General features: G+C 65.7%; 16 protein-coding genes. 6 read left to right on the top strand and 10 right to left on the bottom strand.

Translation table 11 applies throughout. The annotated features are described in order from the left end of the window. Nucleotides 1-199: 199 nt before the first annotated feature. Together ACSQ3N_RS21865 and ACSQ3N_RS21860 are read left to right on the top strand one after the other, a co-directional pair. Nucleotides 200-685, top strand: a complete 486-nt coding sequence (locus ACSQ3N_RS21865; protein WP_056167334.1) for a CZB domain-containing protein — start codon at nt 200-202, stop codon at nt 683-685. Nucleotides 686-1,070: 385 nt separating this feature from the next. Then, on the top strand, nt 1,071-1,862 hold the full coding sequence (locus ACSQ3N_RS21860; protein ID WP_436147441.1) for a TIGR02594 family protein: 792 nt from the start codon (nt 1,071-1,073) through the stop codon (nt 1,860-1,862). Nucleotides 1,863-2,513: 651 nt separating this feature from the next. Here the strand turns inward: ACSQ3N_RS21860 and ruvC are convergent. From ruvC to ACSQ3N_RS21845, 3 genes are all read right to left on the bottom strand, one after another. Then, complete coding sequence (gene ruvC, locus ACSQ3N_RS21855) at nt 2,514-3,062, bottom strand: crossover junction endodeoxyribonuclease RuvC (RefSeq protein WP_436147440.1); 549 nt, start codon at nt 3,060-3,062, stop codon at nt 2,514-2,516. A 69-nt stretch (nt 3,063-3,131) separates the two neighbouring features. Then, nucleotides 3,132-4,124: a phosphatidate cytidylyltransferase gene (locus ACSQ3N_RS21850; protein ID WP_436147439.1), complete on the bottom strand. Its 993-nt coding sequence runs from the start codon at nt 4,122-4,124 to the stop codon at nt 3,132-3,134. 5 nt (nt 4,125-4,129) lie between these two features. After that, nucleotides 4,130-4,912, bottom strand: coding sequence for a lysophospholipid acyltransferase family protein (locus ACSQ3N_RS21845; RefSeq protein ID WP_436147438.1), 783 nt, complete (start codon nt 4,910-4,912; stop codon nt 4,130-4,132). Nucleotides 4,913-5,058: 146 nt separating this feature from the next. Between ACSQ3N_RS21845 and ACSQ3N_RS21840 the strand changes: the two genes are divergently transcribed. Both ACSQ3N_RS21840 and ACSQ3N_RS21835 read left to right on the top strand, forming a co-directional pair. After that, nucleotides 5,059-5,550 carry a tetratricopeptide repeat protein gene (locus ACSQ3N_RS21840; protein ID WP_436147437.1) on the top strand — a complete coding sequence of 164 codons (492 nt, stop codon included), beginning with the start codon at nt 5,059-5,061 and terminating at the stop codon, nt 5,548-5,550. Then, complete coding sequence (locus tag ACSQ3N_RS21835) at nt 5,547-6,632, top strand: hypothetical protein (RefSeq protein WP_436147436.1); 1,086 nt, start codon at nt 5,547-5,549, stop codon at nt 6,630-6,632. Before ACSQ3N_RS21840 ends, ACSQ3N_RS21835 begins: the two co-directional genes overlap by 4 nt. Nucleotides 6,633-6,741: 109 nt before the next feature. Here the strand turns inward: ACSQ3N_RS21835 and ACSQ3N_RS21830 are convergent, their stop codons facing one another. Both ACSQ3N_RS21830 and ACSQ3N_RS21825 read right to left on the bottom strand, forming a co-directional pair. Continuing rightward, complete coding sequence (locus ACSQ3N_RS21830) at nt 6,742-8,571, bottom strand: M48 family metalloprotease (protein WP_436147435.1); 1,830 nt, start codon at nt 8,569-8,571, stop codon at nt 6,742-6,744. A 210-nt stretch (nt 8,572-8,781) separates the two neighbouring features. Continuing rightward, complete coding sequence (locus ACSQ3N_RS21825) at nt 8,782-9,693, bottom strand: AraC family transcriptional regulator (protein WP_436147434.1); 912 nt, start codon at nt 9,691-9,693, stop codon at nt 8,782-8,784. Between the two features lie 25 nt (nt 9,694-9,718). Between ACSQ3N_RS21825 and ACSQ3N_RS21820 the strand changes: the two genes are divergently transcribed. Further along, complete coding sequence (locus ACSQ3N_RS21820) at nt 9,719-11,227, top strand: cytochrome P450 (protein ID WP_436147433.1); 1,509 nt, start codon at nt 9,719-9,721, stop codon at nt 11,225-11,227. Nucleotides 11,228-11,627: 400 nt separating this feature from the next. Here the strand turns inward: ACSQ3N_RS21820 and mtgA are convergent, their stop codons facing one another. From mtgA to ACSQ3N_RS21800, 4 genes are all read right to left on the bottom strand, one after another. Continuing rightward, complete coding sequence (gene mtgA / locus ACSQ3N_RS21815; RefSeq protein WP_056417582.1) at nt 11,628-12,362, bottom strand: monofunctional biosynthetic peptidoglycan transglycosylase; 735 nt, start codon at nt 12,360-12,362, stop codon at nt 11,628-11,630. Between the two features lie 145 nt (nt 12,363-12,507). Next, the gene (gene aroE, locus ACSQ3N_RS21810) at nt 12,508-13,356 is read right to left on the bottom strand and encodes a shikimate dehydrogenase (protein ID WP_436147432.1); all 849 of its coding nucleotides are present in this window, start codon (nt 13,354-13,356) and stop codon (nt 12,508-12,510) included. A gap of 119 nt (nt 13,357-13,475) precedes the next feature. After that, nucleotides 13,476-14,336: an energy transducer TonB gene (locus tag ACSQ3N_RS21805; RefSeq protein ID WP_436147431.1), complete on the bottom strand. Its 861-nt coding sequence runs from the start codon at nt 14,334-14,336 to the stop codon at nt 13,476-13,478. Nucleotides 14,337-14,389: 53 nt separating this feature from the next. Further along, nucleotides 14,390-16,468, bottom strand: a complete 2,079-nt coding sequence (locus ACSQ3N_RS21800; protein ID WP_436147430.1) for a ribonuclease catalytic domain-containing protein — start codon at nt 16,466-16,468, stop codon at nt 14,390-14,392. A 136-nt stretch (nt 16,469-16,604) separates the two neighbouring features. On the opposite strand from ACSQ3N_RS21800, the gene ACSQ3N_RS21795 reads away from it, so the two are divergent. Further along, nucleotides 16,605-18,170 carry a Wzy polymerase domain-containing protein gene (locus tag ACSQ3N_RS21795; protein ID WP_436147429.1) on the top strand — a complete coding sequence of 522 codons (1,566 nt, stop codon included), beginning with the start codon at nt 16,605-16,607 and terminating at the stop codon, nt 18,168-18,170. A 25-nt stretch (nt 18,171-18,195) separates the two neighbouring features. Here the strand turns inward: ACSQ3N_RS21795 and ACSQ3N_RS21790 are convergent, their stop codons facing one another. After that, complete coding sequence (locus ACSQ3N_RS21790) at nt 18,196-18,804, bottom strand: YqiA/YcfP family alpha/beta fold hydrolase (protein WP_436147428.1); 609 nt, start codon at nt 18,802-18,804, stop codon at nt 18,196-18,198. Nucleotides 18,805-18,826 lie beyond the last annotated feature (22 nt).

The raw sequence follows: 18,826 nt of genomic DNA, 5'->3' as shown, positions 1-18,826 counted from the left end.
CACCTATTGTCTTGCGCGCAAGGTATTTGTGCCGGCAGGGTCACCAGAGCCGGCTGCGCCAGAAGGGTTGCCTTCGGGCCGAACAGGCACGGCGCAATTTTTTGATAGCCAAAAATGCTCGGGCGACACAAAATGTTTCAAGCCATTTCTGGCGGGACGATTTTCGGCCCCGTGCACGGGGCCTTTACCGGTAATTAGCATGGGTTTTTTCAGCCGCCTGTTCAAGATCAAGGAACAAGATCCCGCCAGCCCCGACACCACCTGGGCCCTGGAGGAAAACGGCAGCGAACTGGTGCTGGATGCCGAGTACGCGTCGATGCTGATGACCGAGATCGACATCGACGCCGCCATCGCCAGCCACGAGCGGTGGCGCCTGCAACTGCAGGACATGGTCAACGGCCGCTCGCAAGAGGTCATGCGCCCCGAGCGCATCTGCCAGGACGACCGCTGCGACCTGGGCCGCTGGCTCTACGGCACCGGCAAGGTGCGCCTGGGGCATTTTCCGGCGTTCGCGATGCTGGTCGCGCGGCACAAGTACTTTCACCAGCAGGCGGCCGACGTGGTGACGATCTTCCAGGCGGGGGAGCAGCAAAAGGCGGTGCAGTTGCTCAACAGCAGCTGTCGGCATGCGTCGAACCAGGTGTTGTTGTTGCTCAAGGAGCTCAAGCGGGGGTTGGGGCGGTGAGCGCCTTGTCCCATATCCGGTTGCCTGTAAAAGAGCTTGAGCGTCGATTCGGCTGTGTATTAAAAATTTGCACTTCGGCATATGGCTCCCCGCGCAGTTTTTTAATGCTCATCTTTAGATGGCTGTCCGCTATCGCGCATCAAGCGCTGCTGCGGATTTCAGTCTCACGCAGAGTGTTGTTGTCTTGAGTGTGATGGAGTCGGACAAGCGGGTTTGCGAATTGAGCATCGGCACACAGCTCTTACATCTGCAGACGTCTAACCGCCTGTAAACCAAGGCTTCCGTCGCTATCCTTCGCCGCGAGCTCATCAGCTGTTCATGACAGCCTGTGCGCAGCAAACAATCTCTAAAAACTTGGACAGCCGGCGAAGGCATAGGAAACCCGATGATCACGGACACCGTTGGCCAAGGCGGCCGCAACTCCCTGAACGACACCATGATCGTGCAGCGGCTGCTCAACGAGATCGATATGCCAGGAGCGCAGCAATTGGTTGCTGACGGCTCGCCTGGGGCGCGGACCATTTTCAAGATTCAGGCCTTTCAACGCAGCATAGGTATGTCGCGTCCGGATGGTTTGATTCGGCCCGGCAGCAAGACGATGACGGAGCTCATGTGTCGGGCAGACGCGGAAAACACCCTGCATACAAAGGTTGCATTGACCAATCCGGCACCTACTAGTGCAGACTTGGGGGCACCTTGGATTGCGACTGCCGAAAGTGAAATCGGGCAGAAGGAGGTAGTTGGCTCAAAGGCCAATCCGCGGATCATGGAGTACCACAAGGCTTCCAAGCACTGGGCCAAAGATGATTCAGGAAAACTGGACGCGTGGTGCGGATCGTTTGTTGCGTGGGTCATGGCTAAGCATGGCTACGCACCACCCAGGGATGCTTACCGAGCCTTGGAGTGGGCCAAATTTGGTACTGCGCTCAAAGCACCTGTTTATGGCGCCATCTGTGTGAAAAGCCGGACTGGTGGTGGGCACGTAGCATTCGCCGTGGGACAGAGCCGCGATGGCAAGGACTACTATGTTCTGGGCGGCAATCAAGACAACGAGGTGAACATCAAAAAGTATCCTGCGACTGTGTGGGACGCTTTTGTGTTCCCCCTGGGAGCCGGGACTGGGACCTCGCTGCCTGTCTATCAAGGGACTGCGGGAAATGCTGGAAGGGAGTCGTGATGCGGCGCAAGAGTTTGAGGTTATGTTGGATGCTGCTTCTCGGGGCGGGCATTGCGGCTCCGGTGGTATGGGCCCAGGTTCCTCTGCCCCATGCCAATGAGGCCGCCCCGTCCCTCAAGGAGCCGCTGGAGAGGGCTGTCGCACAGACACCCTATTCAGCACTTGTCATTCATACCCGCGTTGATATCGAGCCTGTGCGCCCGAAGAAAGGCGCATCAGCGGGTCAAGATGAATACACCGAAGAACGCACTGTCTATCACGCACGCGTGCTAGAAACGTTTCGCGGCAATGCTGTTCGGCAGGTCCGGTACGAGGTGTGGGGAGAGCGTGGCGAATCGGCAGTCATTGACAGCAAGCCCCAGATACTAACTTTGTGTTCTGGACCTCGCGGCTTCTATTGGCCTGGCACCGGAGCAAGCTTTCCTGCAGATCCAGAGCTTTTGGTGCTGGCACGGCGTGTCGGCCGCGAAGCGGCTGCGGGTTCGTCGCACAAATTTGTGCAGTGCCATTGATTTTTACGCGCGACGTGTTTTCCTGACCACGAATTGCAGGGTACAAGCCGACGAGCCAGTTCGGCTACAGCGGATGAGCGGCGCTGCGGGCGACCGGTGTCGGCCGACGTGCCTGCGGGCCTGGCATGGGCCCCGGCCCTCAATAACTCCGCCCCCCCTTGTACATCGCATGCTGCCGCCGATTCAGCGTGGCCGCCTCACCCAGCCGGCTCATGGCGGCCCCCGCATGCGCATGGGTGATGGCCATGCCCAGGCCATCCGCCGCGTCGGTGCCCGGCAGGCCGGGCAAATGTAGCAACCGGCGCACCATCTCCTGCACCTGGCTCTTGGCCGCGCGGCCGTGGCCCACCACGGCTTTTTTCATCTGCAGTGCGGTGTACTCGGCCACCGGCAGGTTGCTCGCCACCAGTGCCGTGATGCACGCGCCGCGCGCCTGGCCCAGCAGCAGGGTGGACTGGGGGTTGACGTTGACGAACACGATCTCGACCGAGGCCACATCGGGCTCGTAGCGGGCCGCCACTTCGGTGATGCCGTCGAACAAGATCTTCAGGCGGCCGGGCAGGTCACCCAGCGCCAGCGTGGTGGTGCGGATGGTCCCGCTGGCCACGTAGCTGAGCTTGTGGCCGTCCATGTCCACCACGCCGAAGCCGGTGGTTTGAAGGCCAGGGTCGATGCCGAGAATTCGCATTGCTATTGTTTTGCTATTATTTTTGTAGCTGCTAGCGCCTGTCTATCAAGCGGTAGAAGGCTTTTTCTCTTATAAACCGAAGTACCACCGTACCGAGTGGAAGAACACCGGTGCCGCAAAACACAGCGCGTCCACCCGGTCGAGCAGGCCGCCCGCGCCGGTGACCGACATGCCCTGCATGCCCCAGCTCGTGATGCCGCGGTCGCGTTTCAGGGCCTTCATCACCAGGTGTCCCAGGCTGCCGGCCACGCAGGCCAGCAGCGCCATGCCCAGTGCCTGGCCGGGTTTGAAAGGGGTGATGAAGGTCAGCAGCCCGCCCATCAGCCCGCCGACCGCCACGCCGGCGAGCCAGCTGGTCCATTGAAAGCTCTGGCTCACCTGTGGTGCCACAGGCTTGTGCGGAAAGCGGCGGCCCAGCAGGTGCTGCACGACCATGCAGGTCTGCACCACGAAGACCAGGAAGAACACCAGGAACGCACCCTTGTCCTTGTAGCCCGGAAAGTCGAGCAGCAGCAGCGCGGGCACGTGGCTCATGCCGTACACGCAGACCATGATGCCCCATTGCAGCTTGGCATTGCGCTCCAGAAAGCGCTGCGGGTCGTTGGCCAGCGCGCTCACCACGGGGATCGCCAAGAACACGTAGACAGGGATGAACACGGTGAACAAATCGAAGTGCTTGCTGCCCACGATCCAGAACTGCAGCGGCAGCACCACGAAGAACGCCAGCACCAGGCTGCGGTGGTCGCCCCGCCGCGTGGGCGACAGCGTGATGAACTCGCGCAGTGCAAAGAACGCCACGATGGCGAACAGCACGGTGGCCACGGTCTCGCCCAGCACCCAGCCCACCCAGAACACCGTGGCCATCATCCAGGACGTCTTGAGCAGGCCCCAGAAGCGCTTGGCCTCCACGACGCGGGCTTCGGCCTGCGGGTCGTCGCTGGCATGCTCGCGCAGATTGCGCACGAAGGCCCACACGGTGACGATGGACAGGATGCCGAACACGGCCAGGAACAGCGCCCCGATCTGCTGCGTGGCGGTGAGATTGCGAAGGAAGTCGTTCATGGTGGTCAAACTTCCCGCAGGGCGATCACCGCGCGGCGTGCGCGGTCGAGGAAGGGGCGGCGTTCTTCGCCGGATTCGAGCGCGATCGGCGCGCCGAACGTCACCGAACACAGGATGGGCACCGGCACCACTTCGCCCTTGGGCATGACGCGCTGCACGTTGTTGATCCAGGCGGGCACCAGCACCACCTGCGGAAACATTTGCGCCAGCTTGAAGAGGCCCGACTTGAACGGCTGCGGCTCGTCGCCGTGGCCGCGCGTGCCTTCCGGGAAGATCACGATCGAGTCGCCGCTCTCCAGCGCGCGCACCAGCGGTGCCAGCGGGTCCGATTCAGGCAGGGCCGTGCGCAGCTCCTCTGGGGTGGGCGCGCGGGGTGGGGCTTCGGGCGACGGGTCGGGGCCGCCGGCCATCGCGGTGTCTGCGTCTGATGGCGAGGTGGCCATGGCGTCGATCACGCTTCCGATGTCCGGGGCTACCGCTGCCACCGGAGCGGGCGGGCGCGCGGGTGTGGCCTGCCGGTCCACATACACGGCGTTGAACACGGCCGTGGTGATCCACTGCCGAAACGGCGTCTTGGTCCAGTAGTCCTTGGCCGCGATGGGGCGGGTGATGCTGCGCAGCTCCTCCGGCAGCGCGGCCCAGATCAGCACCATGTCGGCGTGGCTCTGGTGGTTGGCGAAATAGATGCGCTGCTCGGCCTTGGGCGGGCAGCCATACCAGCGGGCCTGGGAACCGGTCAGAAACCGCACGATCCCCAGTAGGAGAAGACTCATCAACTTGGCAAGCATGGGCGGGATCATACGGGGCGAGGTGCGCAGGCCAGGGCTGGGCGCTGCTGAATGGGGGCTGCACGCAAAGAAGTCGCCGGGTGAGGAACTCCCGGCGTCCGCCTGTTACTCAGTGGTCACTGGATTGACCAGGCAGGAGCACGACCATGAACCCCACATCCGACGCAAACCACGTCGACCTCAGCACCCCGGAAGGCATCGCCGATGCTTTCGTCAACCATGGAGTCACCCTGGCCTCGGTCAAGGGGATTTCCGGCGATGACCTGGAGGCGCTCTATGCCGTGGCCTACGAGCACCTGGCCGAGGGCCGTGCGCAGGACGCGGTGGAAGACCTGCTCCTGTTGGTGACGCACGACGCCTGGGAGCCGCGCTTTCAGTTCGCCTATGCGCTGGCCTTGCAGATGCTGGGGCACCATGAGGCGGCCGCACAGCACTACGCACAGGCGCTGCTGATGGACGCCACCAATGCGGGCTGCATCCTGCGCCTGGGTGAATGCATGGAAGCGATGGGCAACGCCCAGGAAGCCGAAGAAGCGTTTCGCGCGTGCATCCAATTGAGCTACCTGAGCCCCGAGCACCACCTGGTGCGCGCCCACGCGCAAGCCCGCCTATCCAGCCTGACCGGAGGTGCAGCATGAGCTCTCCCATCGGCGTTGGAATGGGCCGGCCGGCCAATCTGTTCTCGACCACGGGCAGCGGGCCCGCGCAGCAAACCGCCAGCACGGCACAGGCGGCTGCGACGCAGGCACCCGTTTCACTGACGCTGCCCCCGCCACCGCGCAGCGATGTGACGGCGGGGCAGGCCGACCGTGTTCGCTCGGTAGCCTCCGAGCCCGTCCGCGAAGGCGCGACGACCTCGACACCTTCGCGGGCAGACGCTGCCAAAACCAAGCTTCTGGCGGCTGGCGACAAGCTGCTGCAGGCCCGGCAAGAGGGCGTGGATGTCGCCAAGACATCGTTCTGGAAAAAGGCGCTGGGCGTGGCGCTTTCGGCGGTGGCGGTGGGTGTGGCCGTGGGCCTCACGGCGATATCGTTCGGCGGCGCCACGCCGCTGCTGGCGCTGGCCTGCGTGAACTTCGCAGTCTCCACCGGCGATGCCGTCTGCGCCTACCGCAATATGCGCAACATGGAAGCCATTGCCGACCACAGGCCTCCGCCCTACGAGAAGCTGCCCATGGGCAACAGCATCGTGGCCAACGTGGTGCATGGGGCACTCACCCGGTGCGGTGTGAGTGCAGAGACGGCGTCCACTGCCGCCAAATGGACAGGCATCACGGTGGGCGTGGGCCTGGCAGTGGCTTCGGTCGCCGTCAGCGCGGGGCTGTCGGGTTTGCCCGCTGCCTATGACCTGGCGGGCAAGGTGGCATCGTCGGTCGGCACCGCGGTGGCCGTCGCGTCCACCGTCGGCGGGCTGTTGACCGACGATCTGGACCGCGAATTGCTCAAGGAAAGCCTCGACGAAGTCCGTGGGGAGGTGATGGCCTTGAAGGAGCCAGAGCATGGAAGCACTGCGTTGGATCCCGACGGCGGGCTGGTGGCGTCCGCGTTGATCCGCTCGCTGGACGGTAAAGATACGGCCTCGGCCACCGAACTGCACGAAAGCGCGCTCACCGACGCAGGCCGCACCAAAGACGCCGTGACCGGCGCCGTGGGTGTCTTCAAGGCCGTCGACCCCGCGATCGGGGTGATGAGCATGGTCAAGGGTGCGATCATGGGGTGACGCGCATCGGAATCGGCGAGCTGGCTGCAGGCGTTGCTACACGCGATCCACAGGCTCGGCCTGTATCAAAGCACTTTCAAATCACGTTCAAAGCACGTTCAAAGCACGTTCAAAGCACGTCGATTCTGATCACGTTCTGGTTCACGGCACCCAGAGGTTGCGCAATGCACACCTCTGGGTATTTGTTGATGTTCTGCAGAAGCCTGGGGTTCACCGGCTCGGTGTAGAACACCGCCTTCACGCAGCTGAGCTCATCGGGCCTGGTCACCGTGTCCAGCAGGTGGGCCAGGTGCGCCTTCATGTGGTCTTCGGTATGGTGGGGCGAGAGTTCACCCGACCCATCCATGCGGAACACGACCAGATTGATTTTGAACTGGTGCCCATCGATCTGCCTGGATGGAAGGCTACCCACCCAACACCCGTCTATCCGCGGGTTTGCGCTGATCGCGTCGCGAAATAGCGCCCGGGCCGCGGGCTCCAGAGGCTCCAGCGGTTCGTTGGCGAACCGGCTCCACAGGTCCCGGTCGAAGAAGGCGTCTGTCCAGCGCAACGCCGCGTCCAGTTTTCGGATGGACCGTTCGATGGCTTGCGCGCAGTCGCGTTGCAAGCGGTACTCGGAGATTCTTCGCAGCGCTGGCACCGCCATCTTCTTGTTCAGCCGGACGGCGGCCTGCAGGTGGTCGATGCCGTCCTCATCGTCGCTGTCGAGCAAGGCGCAGCCGAGTTCATAGTTCAGGTAAGCGTTGGCAGGATGGTCTGCCACCAGCGCCCTCAGCGCGTCCACTGCCGTGGTGGATGTGGACAGTGACGCCATGGCAACGGCCTGCAGTGCCACGTCGTTCGGGTGGGCATCGGCCTGGGCCTGCAGCCAGCGCAATCGGTAGTGCGCGAAATACCACGCATCCCGGTGCTTGCCGACCCATGCCGCCTGGTGCGCCTGAAAGATGGACGCCCAGTCGCTCGGAAAGGCTTCGGCACCCGCGCAGGCGCCATGCCACTGCGGTGGCTCGATGGTGACGCGAAGGTGGTCTGCGCGCTGTTGGAGGCGGGGGTGGGTGTCGTACAGGCGTGTGGGGCGCGCCTGGGCCGCTGCCAGCATCGGGGCGAAGGACGGCGCGGCGTGACGCTGTATGTGTTCGAGGGTGGTCTCCAGGATGTTCGGGGGCGGGGCGTCTGACTGGAGCTTCCATTGCACCCAGTCCCGCTGCATCGCAAGCTGCTCGATGTGCTGGTGCAGCTCCATCTTCACCAGCGCATCGATCAGGCTGCTGGCCAGGCCCGCACGCTGGGCGCAGGCGTCGGCTTCGTATTCGCACTGGTGTGACCAGGCAGAAGACTGGCGCAGAAAGTACGGAATGAACCAGCGGGCCACAAGCTTTTGCGCCGACTGGATGAACCCGTCCGCATCGGACCTGTGTGCCAGCAGATAGATGCCCCACTTGTACCTGACGCGGTAGACCCAGTGGCCCGCCCGATTGTGCTGCCGTGAAAAGTGCCCGAGCTCATGCGCCACCACAGCCTTGACTTCATGGCTGGAGAGGCACTGCAACAGGGGCAGCCCGATGCTGAGGGTTCGGCGCGCGCCCAGTCCCATGAACCCGGGCGATACATAGGCCGAAGCGTTGACCTCGTCGGTCAACACGATGCGGTGAATCCTGCCCCCATCCACGGCCTCCGACAGCGCGTGGACCCACTGGTGCAGCACGCTACCCGGTGCGACGGCCATCGCATCCCGGTCGTCGATGGGGTCTGGCCGGACCGCCCACATGACCACCAGAAAAAGCGTGGCGCCGATCATCAGCGCAGTGGTGGGCGGATAAAAGATGGCGCTGAGCAGCGTGAATGGCACTACAGGAACGAGCGCCAGGATGTAGTAAATGCCTTCTGCGAAAAGGCACAAAACTATCAGTTTGAGTTTCTGAAAAATCGAAAATTGCATGGCGTTTTTGGATGTGTCGCCGATTGGAATGCGAGACCCGCCGCACGTACAGACCGGGCTGCGCAATGGGTGCAAATTGCAACAGATAAAAAAGAGCGCAGACAGATGCGGAACTCGACAAACCAGGACCGTGATCACCCTGCAGCATGGCGTTTGCTATACGGACGAGCAAAAGACAGCTGCGACCTGCCCATCCAGTACCAACATCCGCTACACCCAAATTCTGTACACCCAGAAAGCCTCTTTTCGGTGGATGCCCTCGTACAGCGATTGCGGCGCATACCCCGTGATGCGCCGCGTCACGCGGCACAGGTGCGACTGGTCTGAAAACCCCGCACCGGCGGCCACGTCGGCCCACTTCACCGACTCGCCTGCCGTCTCGGCCGCAATGATGTCGAAGAAGGCTTGCTCCGCCCTGCCAAACCCGCGCAGCTCGCGCAGCGGCAGCCCGGCCCAGCGCTTGATGCGCCGCTCCAGTTGGCGCAGGCTGCGGCCCGGGGCGGACATGGCGGCGCGCTGCGCCAGGTGCGCGGCCCAGTCGCCGTAGCGTTGCGTGTGCAGCGGTTGCGTGGGGCGGCAGGCCTGCCACCGGGGCTCCAGAAAGTCTTCCAGGCACTCCAGGCGGGCAGCGTCGTCGGCCTGGCGCTGCACGGCCTCGCACATCGCGATCCACTCCGGCGGCAACAGGGTCTGCGCGTCCACCATGCGGTCGGTCAGCGCCTGCGGCTCCAGGCCGGTGAGCTGGTGCAGCGCATCGGGCATGAACATCACCATCATCGCGTGGGTGGGCCCGGCGCAATGGCTGCTGCTGGGGCGGGTTTGCGGGCCTGCCAGCACCCAGCGGCCGGGGTAGGCCTCGCGCGGGCTGCTCAGGTCGGCCATGGTGTCGGGCCGCTGGGGCACCAGGTGTTCGCTGCGGCCGGTGAACCACCAGCTCAGGCTGCACAGCGGCGTGGCCGGAAAGCGGTTGATGCGGTCCTCATCGCTGAGCACATGGCCCACCGTGCTGCGCACGATGGTGCCGCGCAGGCAGGCCGCGAGCGTGGGGCGCGCCAGCCAGAGCTGGCCCGAGGGGATCAGCCCATCGGGCTGGCGTGCGGCAGAGGAAACCAGGGTGGCCATGCGCGGCGAGTGTAGGCCAGTGCGGATGTCGAATTCGTTCAAGACCGCCTCGCCATCGCCCCGCACCATCGGCGGCATGAACCCAACCACGTCCGTCCACACTCCCATGCCCGGTGCCTCTTCGGCCTCTTTGGCGGCTCCAGCGCCCACCGCTCCCACCTTGAAAGCCGGTGGCCCGCCCCACCGTTGGTGGGGCCTGCCCCTACTGCGCGCCATGCGGGCGGACTACCTGGGCTTCGTGCAACGCCTGCAGCGCGACCACGGCGATCTGACCCGCATGCGCATCGTCAACGAAGACGCCTGGGACCTGATGTCGCCCGCGCTGGTGCGCGAGGCGCTCGTCACCCATGCCGACTCGCTCATCCGCTGGGAGCGCGGCATCGCCGTGTTCGAGCAGGTGTTCGGCCAGAGCGTGCTGGTGACCGAGGGCGACATCTGGCAGCGGCAGCGGCGCATGTTGATGCCCGCCTTCAGCCCCCGGCGCGTGGCGGGCTACGCGCAGCTCATGACCGATGCGGCGCACAGCGCGCTCGACGCGGCCGTGCCCGCAGGCCAGGCCGAGGCCCTGGTGACCATGGACACGCTCTGGACCGACGTGGCCATGGACGTGATCCTGCGCACCCTGTTCAGCGAATCGGCGCAGGCCGATGCACGCGATGCGGCCTGGGCCACGCAGACCTTGTCGGCCGCCGCGTTCCGCGAAATGTTCATGCCGTTCACGCTGCCCGACTGGTTGCCCCTGCCCGGCAAGGCCGCCAAGCGTCGCGCGCTGAAGGCCCTGCGCGGCCTGGTGCAGCGGCACATCGATGTCCGCCGGCAAGAAAAAGGCGCTCCGCAAGGCCCGCCAGCGCCCGAGCGCGCCGACCTGCTGCACATGCTGCTGGCACTGCACGACGAGACCACCGGCGAGCCGCTATCGCCGCAGGAGGTGTTCGACCAGTGCATGGTGAGCTTTCAGGCGGGCCACGAGACCAGCGCCACTGCCCTGCTGTGGTGGAGCCGCCTGATGGCCGAGCACCCCGAGGCCGCCCGGCGCGCACACGCCGAGGTGGACACCGTGCTGCAAGGCGGCACGCCGGGGCCCGAGCACATGGCGCAATTGCCCTGGCTGACCGCCACCCTGAAGGAAGCGCTGCGCCTGTACCCGCCGGTGGCTGCGTTGATGACCCGCCGCACCACCGCGCCCATCACGCTGGGCGGCGTGGCCGTGCCGCGGGGCGCCATGTTGCGCATCACCCCGTGGGTGCTGCACCGGGACGAGCGCTGGTTCGCACAGGCCGACCGGTTCGTGCCCGAGCGGTTTATGGAGGGGGCGGCACCCATCGAGAAGGGCGCGTGGATCCCTTTTGGCGTGGGCCCGCGCGTGTGCATCGGGCAGCACTTTGCAATGCTGGAGATGACGCTGCTGGCGGCCATGCTGCTGCAGCGGTACACGCTGCGGCAGCCCGAGCCGGCAGTGGCATGTGCGCCGCAGCTGCACGTGACGCTGCGGCCTGATGTGCCGGTGGTGCTGCGGTTGGCAAGACGGCAATAAGTTTTTCGAGTGTCGAAACTAAGGTCGGCACAAACCGATTTCTATTGTGAAGCTCACCTGCGATTTCTCAGAAACCGACAGATGGCGATATAGGTCCACCACTGGGGTACGCAGAGAATGATCCAAGCTAGCTGCTTCACTGTCACGAATTCGGTAAAGCTGTGGCCATAGACAGCATTTGCCGCAAGCGAGGCAGGCAACCAAGACGGGAAGTTCAGTATTGCCAGGATGGTCTCGGCATACGAGGGAGCGCTGCAGCAAGCATAGAGTGGAAGTGCGTCATAGGCGACGCCGAGGCTCCAGACGCTAAAGAGACAGACCATTGCAATGTTGACTATTGCCGCCCAACGCTCTGTTCGCGTGAATTTCACCGGTTGATACCTCATGACGTAACGTGCCCTCACGGCAGCTCCGCACTCCCCATCCGCGCCATGATCGTGCGGGTGCGCCCTGCCAGGTAGGCCGAGCCTGGCGCTTTTTCAAACCGCTTGGGGGCCGGCAGCATCACGGCCAGGCGGGCGGCTTCGCCGGCGCTGAGTTTGCTGGCGCTCTTGCGAAAGTAATGCTGCGCGGCCGCCTCGGCGCCGAACACGCCTTCGCCCCATTCCACGCTGTTGAGGTAGATCTCCAGGATGCGCTGTTTGGAGAGCAGTTGCTCCAGCAGCAGTGTCAGCACGAACTCCTGGCCCTTGCGCAGCAGCGTGCGCTCGCCCGACAACAGCAGGTTCTTGGCCAGTTGCTGCGTGATGGTGGAGCCGCCGCGGATCTTGGGCGCGCGCTGCGGGCGGTCTGGCGCGCGGGCCTGGGCTTTGCTCGCCTGCGCTTCGGCCTTGGCATTGCGCTCCCAGGCTTTTTCGATGGCGTTCCAGTCCACGCCGTCGTGGCTGACGAAGCCGTCGTCTTCCGAGGCGATCACGGCGCGCTTGAGGGTGTCGGAAATGCCGGCATACGGCACCCATTCCTGGCGCCAGCGGACATGGCCCGTGCTGGACAGCTGGGCCCAGGCTTCGGAGCGCTGGAAACTGGTGGATTCCGGGTCGATCACGGTCATGGCCGCGATGCGGACCACGAAGAACAGCTGCAGCGCCACGAAAGCGAGCACCACCAGTCCCAGCCAGCGCAGCACGGCTTTCATGACAGCGATTTTCCCTGTGTCAGGTGTTGTGTATGGAGGGGCATGCCCTTGCAAAACCGTTCGGGCTGAGCGTGTCGAAGCCTTGCGCTGCGCTTCGACAGGCTCAGCGTGAACGGTTCAAGGGGAATCATGGCAGTGCCGTCGCTCAAGCGGCCTGCTGCATTTCTTGCAGCACCTGCGCCGACGGCGGGCGCACGCCGCGCCACAGCAGGAACGCTTCGGCCGCCTGCTCCACCAGCATGCCCAGCCCGTCGCGCGGCGTGGCGCCGTGCTGGCGGGCCCAGTCGAGGAACCCCTGCGCGGCGGGGCCGTACATCATGTCGTAGGCCAGGCTGCCAGGGCGCAGCACGCGCGGCGCCACGGGCACGCCCGCGCCGGCCAGGCTGGTGGCCGTGGCGTTGATGATCACATCGAAATCGGCCTCTACCGCTTGCGGGGTAAGCGCTACCAGCTCTGATTTTTGTAGCGTTGCCAGCGCGCTGTGCGATTGCACCAGCGCCTGGGCTTTTTCCAACGTGCGGTTGGCCACGGTGATGTGCCGCACGCCGGCCAGCAGCAGGGGGCCCAGCACGCCGGCCGCGGCGCCGCCCGCGCCCACCAGCAGCACGTCGCGCCCGGCCAGCGATACGCCGGCGTTGCGGGTGATGTCCGCCACCAGGCCCAGGCCGTCGGTGTTGTCCGCGTAGATGCTGCCGTCCGGGCGGAAGGTGAGGGTGTTGGCCGCACCCGCCAGTTGCACGCGCGCGCTGGATTCGGTGGCCAGGCCGGGCGCGTCGATCTTGAACGGCACGGTGACGTTGCAGCCGCGCCCGCCCTGGGCGACGAACTCACGCACGCCCTGGGCAAAGCCGTCCATGGGCACCAGGCGGCGTTCGTAGGCGATGGACTCGCCCGTCAGTTCGGCGAAGCGGGCGTGGATGGCGGGCGAGCGGCTGTGCGCTACCGGGTTGCCCATCACGCAGTACAGGTCGGGTGCAAAAGACGAAGATGTCATAAGAACAAAAATACTGCATGCAGGGCGCGGTGCCAGGCCAGGGCTGCCGCGGAACTGGCTTTGCCAGGCTGCTGGCGGCGTCCCCCTGGGGGGAAGGCGCCGCAGGCGACTCAGGGGGGCTACCTGACGCTTGTCTCCAGCGTCTGGTCCCGGGTGAACTTGAAGCGCGCCACCATCGCGATCTGGTCGGCTTTCTTGCGCATGTCGGCGTCGAAGGCGCCAAAGGGCCCGGCGGCGCGGGCGATGGCCTCGGCGCGGCGGTCCAGGGTGGCGTTGCCCGAGCTTTGCACGATCTCGGTGTCGAGTACACGGCCGTCGTGGTTGACGGTGACGATCATCGTGAGCTCGCCGTACAGCTTCTTGCCGCCCTGTTCGGGGAAGTTCTCGGTGCCCTTGTCTTCCACCTTGCGGCGCAGGCCGTCGTAGTAGATGGCGTAGGCCTCCTCGCGCGTGGCGGGGCTGATGTAGCGCTTCTTGGGGCGGGAGTTTTCTTCGTTGATGCGCTTTTCGATCTCGGCCAGCAGCTTGACGAGCTGGCGGCGCTTTTCCTGCTCGGCCACCTGTTCAGCGCTCTGGCTGGGCTTGCGCGGGTCGGGCTCGGGCAGGGTGGCGAGCTGCTTGCGCAACTGGGCCAGCAGCTGGGCCTGCTGCTCCTGCATCGCGTCCATCTTGCGCTGCGCTTCCTCGAAGTCGTCTCCGATGGCGGTGAGGGCCGAGTAGGGCAGGGGGCTGGTGGCCCGGCCCTTCTCGGCATCGCCGCCACCGGCCAGGTTGGACTGGGCGATCGCCTGGGCCTTGTCCGGGCGCTCGTTCGACTTGGCATTGACCAGGATGACTTCGAGCGGCGTGTCCTGGAACACGCGGTTGAAGCCCTCGGGGTCGATGAAGCGCACCGAGATCAGCGCAGCGTGCACGGCGATGGACACGCCCAGCGCCAGCTGCAGCGTGCTGAAGGTGCGAAGGAATGCGGGGAGTTTCATCGCCGGCAATTATCAGGGGGTGTTACGGGGCTGTCGGTGGCTGTTGCAGGCGGTCAGGACGCCGCGGCTGCCGCAGCGGCTTCGGCGGGGGCCTCGTTCACATCCACCGCGATGGCGATCGGGCCGGCCACGGCGTCGTCGTCTTCCTCGGCGTCCTCCACCGGACCGTCGTCGCTGCTATCGGCCGGATCGTCCAGGCGCTCGATCACGGTGCCGTGGATGTCGAGGGTGATCTCGTCCGCCTCGCCCAGCTTGACTTTCAGGCGCGCGCCGCGCGGCAGGTTCTGCGCGCCCAGCACCGGGAAGACCAGCGGAATGTCGTCCGCCCGCACCAAAAAGCTGCCGCCCGGGCCTTCCTTGAAGACGGTGGCATTCAGCTCGGTGATGCCGTTCTGCTCCACGTACTTGAGCGTCCAGAAGCGCTCCATGCCGCCCTGGTAGCCGTTGTAGGCGCTGTAGGCGGCATCGAAGCTGCTGATGATCGAGAACAGGTCGGCGTCCTTGGGCTTGAAGGGCGCGGCCAGCGCTGCGGTCTTGCCGTGGCGGGCGCAGGCAATGATCTGCCACTGGTTGACCAGGTCGGTGTAGCGGCGCAGGGGCGAGGTGGCCCACGAATACGCTTTCACGCCGATGCCCGCGTGCGGCAGCGCCTTGGTGCCCATGCGCACCTTCACGCCGGGCGCCATGCTGGCCTGGCTGCGGTAGATGCCGGGCACGCCCAGCTCGGCCATCCAGCTGCCCCAGGTGCTGTTGGCCACGATCATGGCCTCGGCCACGATCAGGTCGAGCGGCGCGCCGCGCTGGCGCACGCTGATCTGCACCTGCTCGTCGCCCGTGGGCTCGGCGCCGTTGTTGCCGACCAGGCGGAAGTTGTAGTCCGGCCGGTTGAAGTTCTCGGGCTTGCCGCGCACCACTTCGCGGCGGGCCTTGAGGTCTTTGGCCAGGCGGTGCAAAAATGATAGCTGGGGGCGCAGGTCAGACAAGCGCTGCGGGTCGTTTTGATGCTCGAATGCGGGGTTGGCCAGCCATTCTTCCGTCACCACCGCGTCGAGCTGGTCGTGGCGCAGGTTGGCAGCCACATGCACGCGCTCCAGTTTGGTCTCGGAGCTCTTGAACTCCAGCGTGGCTTCGTCGATGGTCACGTACAGCGACACGGCCGGGTTGGCGCGGCCCTCGTCCAGCGTGTAGGTCTGCACTACGTCGTCGGGCAGCATGGTGATCTTGTAGCCCGGCATGTACACCGTGGACAGGCGCGCGCGGCCCAACTGGTCGATGGCGCTGCCCGGCTGGATCGCCAGGCCCGGCGCGGCGATGTGGATGCCCAGCACTACGGTGCCCGTGCCCAGGCCCTGCACCGACAGCGCGTCGTCGATTTCGGTGGTCTGCGAGTCGTCGATGGAGTACGCCTGCGCGGTGGACAGCGGCAGCTCGTCGGCAATGACGGGCGCCGTGACGGCCGGAAAGCCCGTGCCCTTGGGGAAGTTCTCGAACAAAAAGCGCTTCCAGTGGAACTGGTAGGCCGAGTCGATGGCGCCGGCCTTTTGCAGCAGGTCGAGCGGCGCGGTATGCGTGGCGCGGCTGGCGTCGACCACGGCCTTGTACTCGGGCGCGTTCTTGTCCGGCTTGAACAGGATCTTGTAGAGCTGGTCGCGGATGGGCTGCGGGCATTCGCCGCGTCCGAGCGCTGCCGCCCACTCGTCGATCTGCGCGAGCAGGGCCTTTTTCTTCTCGATGGCGGCCAGCGCCTGCTGCAGGATCTCGGCCGATGCCTTCTTGAACCGGCCCTTGCCCGCGCGGCGGAAGTAGTGAGGCGCGTCGTACAGGCGAAACAGGGCGCCGGCCTGCTGGACCAGGGTGGCGTTCTCGGAGAAGTAGTCCCGCGCCAGGTCGGCAAAGCCAAATTCGTCTTCTGGGGCGAATTCCCAGGCGAGGTCCAATTCGATGGTCTCGGCCACGGCCTGGGCCTGGGCGATGAGTTCCGCCGGGGCGGGCTTCTCGAACTTCAGGAGGATGTTGGCGGCCTTGACCTTGACCCGCTTGCCGGAGTCGAGTTCGACCTGGGCCGATGTATCGGCCTCCGACAGGATACGGCCGGCCATGAATTTGCCGGCTTCTTCAAACAGTGCATGCATGGCGGGGATTGTCCCATGGGTGGCGGTGGGGTCCGGCGGGGCGCTTGGGTGGCGGCCCCGTGCGGCCCGCTGCCCCTATGATCCGTTGACGCCGCGCCCGGCCTTCCCACCCTCTACCTGCCTTTTTCCCGCCGAGATGCCTTTTTCCGTCGCACCGTTGTTTGTCCTGGCGGTAGCGCTGCCGTTTCTTTTCTCCATCACCGACTCCCCCACCGGCAACTTCTGGCCGCTGCTGGTGTCGTGGGTGTGCGGCGGCGGGTTGCTGCTTGTGGTGGCTGTGCAAGCGCTGCGTCCTGGGCCCCAGGGGGTCGTCGCCCGCTTGGGCTGGGCCCGGCTCCTGGCGCTGGGGCTGGCCGTGGCGGCCGCGGCGGGGAGCTTCATCGGGCTGATCCAGTACCTGGTTGGCGACGCGGGCCTGGCGCCGTGGATCCATGCATCGACCATCGGGCAGGCGGTGGGCAATCTGCGGCAGCGCAACCAGCAGGCGTCGTTGCTCAGCCTGGGCCTGTGGGCGATCTTGTGGTGGGCATTGCATGCGCCGACATGGCGTGCGGCGCCCGGCTCGGTGGTCGAGGCCACGCCGCGCCGGCGCCTGCTGCAGGACATGGCCCCGGTGCTGGCCGTGGCCGCCATGGCCTGGATGGGCCTGGCGCAGGCCGCGACGGCGTCGCGCACCGGCGCTGTGCAGTGGCTGCTGGTCGTGGCGCTGGTGGTGTGCTGGCGGCGCACCGGGCCGGGTGCCGCGCTGCGCCTGGCAGTGGCGGCATTGACCATTTTTGTGGCCGCGGCCTGGGCGCTGCCCGAGCTGCTGTGGCAACTGCAGGGCGTGCGGGCCGATGCGCTGTTCCAGCGTTTTGCCGGCGATTCGCATTCGTGCACCAGCCGCCGCGTGCTGTGGTCCAACATGCTCACCCTGATTGCGCAAAAACCCTGGCTGGGCTGGGGGTGGGGCGAGCTGGACTACGCCCACTACGTCACGCTGTTTCCGGGCGAGCGTTTTTGCGTGCTGCTGGACAACGCGCACAACCTGCCGCTGCACCTGGCGGTGGAACTGGGCCTGCCTGCAGCGGTCGCACTGTGCGGTGGCACGCTGATCTGGGTGCTGTGGAGCCAGCCGTGGCGCGAGACCCAACCCGCGCGCCAGCTGGCGTGGGGCGTGCTGGCCGTCATCGGCTTGCACAGCATGCTGGAGTACCCGCTGTGGTACGGCCCGTTCCAGATCGTGACCCTGGCGGCGCTGGCCCTGCTGCTGTGGCCCCGCCACAGGGTGGTGTCGGCCCGCGGCGCAGGCGCCGCGCTGGGTGGCGCGGCCCTGGTGTGGGCGCTGTGCGCCCTGGCCGCGTGGGACTACCACCGCGTGAGCCAGCTGTACAAGCCCTATGCCGACCGGGCTGCGGCATACCGTGACGATACGCAGAACAAGGTGGGCAACCCTATGATCTTCCGTGCCCAGGCCGACTTTGCCCGCTTGACCACCATGGCGCCCACCCGCGACAACGCGCCCCAGGTGAACGCCCTGGCCCACCAGATGCTGCACTATTCCCCCGAGCCCCGCATACTGGAAATACTGATCGACAGCGCCCTGATGCTGGGCAAGGACGACGAGGCCGCCTTTCACATGAAGCGCTACCGGCTGGCCTACCAGCGCGAGTACAGCCGCTATGTGGGCGGGCGGGCAGCGAAGGCTTCTGCGCCGGGGTGATGGGCTTGCTGTGACCTGTTGGCGGTCAGGCCAGCGCCAGAAACTCCACCACGGAAGGCAGGTACTCCTCGAAATTCACCAGCGCATGCTCGCCGCCCTCCTGCAGCAGCAATCGCGCGTGGGGGTAGCGCGCCACCATCTCGCGCCAGTCCAGCACCTCGTCGCCCTTGGCAATGATGGCCAGCTCGCGGCTGGCCGGGGCCTGGCCGGACGTGTCCAGCGCCTTCAGCTCGTCGATGTATTCGGGCCGGAAATAAAAACTCTCTGCCGGGTTGTGCCAACTGGTCTGCTCGCCGATGTAGCGGGCCAGGTCGCGGGCCGGGTGCACGGCAGGGTTGAGCATCACGCTCGGGCACCCCTTGTGGTGCGCCACCCAGCTGGCGTAAAAGCCACCCAGCGACGAGCCGACCACGCCCATCGCCGCGCGGGGCCACTGGGCAATGCCCTGGGCTACCAGTGCCATCGCCTCGCGGGGCGAAGGAGGCAGTTGCGGACACCACCAAGTGACGCCCGGATGGTGCTGCGCCACATGCTCTGCCATCTGGCGGGCCTTGGCAGACTGGGGCGACGAGCGAAAGCCGTGCAGGTACAGAAGGTGGGTGGTGGGGTGGGTGGCGGGATGGAGGGTGGTCATGGCGCGGAAAACGACAGGGCAG

Source organism: Acidovorax sp. LjRoot194, assembly GCF_964253015.1.
In the GTDB taxonomy this organism is placed as follows: Bacteria; Pseudomonadota; Gammaproteobacteria; order Burkholderiales; family Burkholderiaceae_C; genus Acidovorax.
The sequence above is the reverse complement of the archived record's forward strand: the minus strand, read 5'-3'. Positions and strand labels throughout refer to the sequence as shown.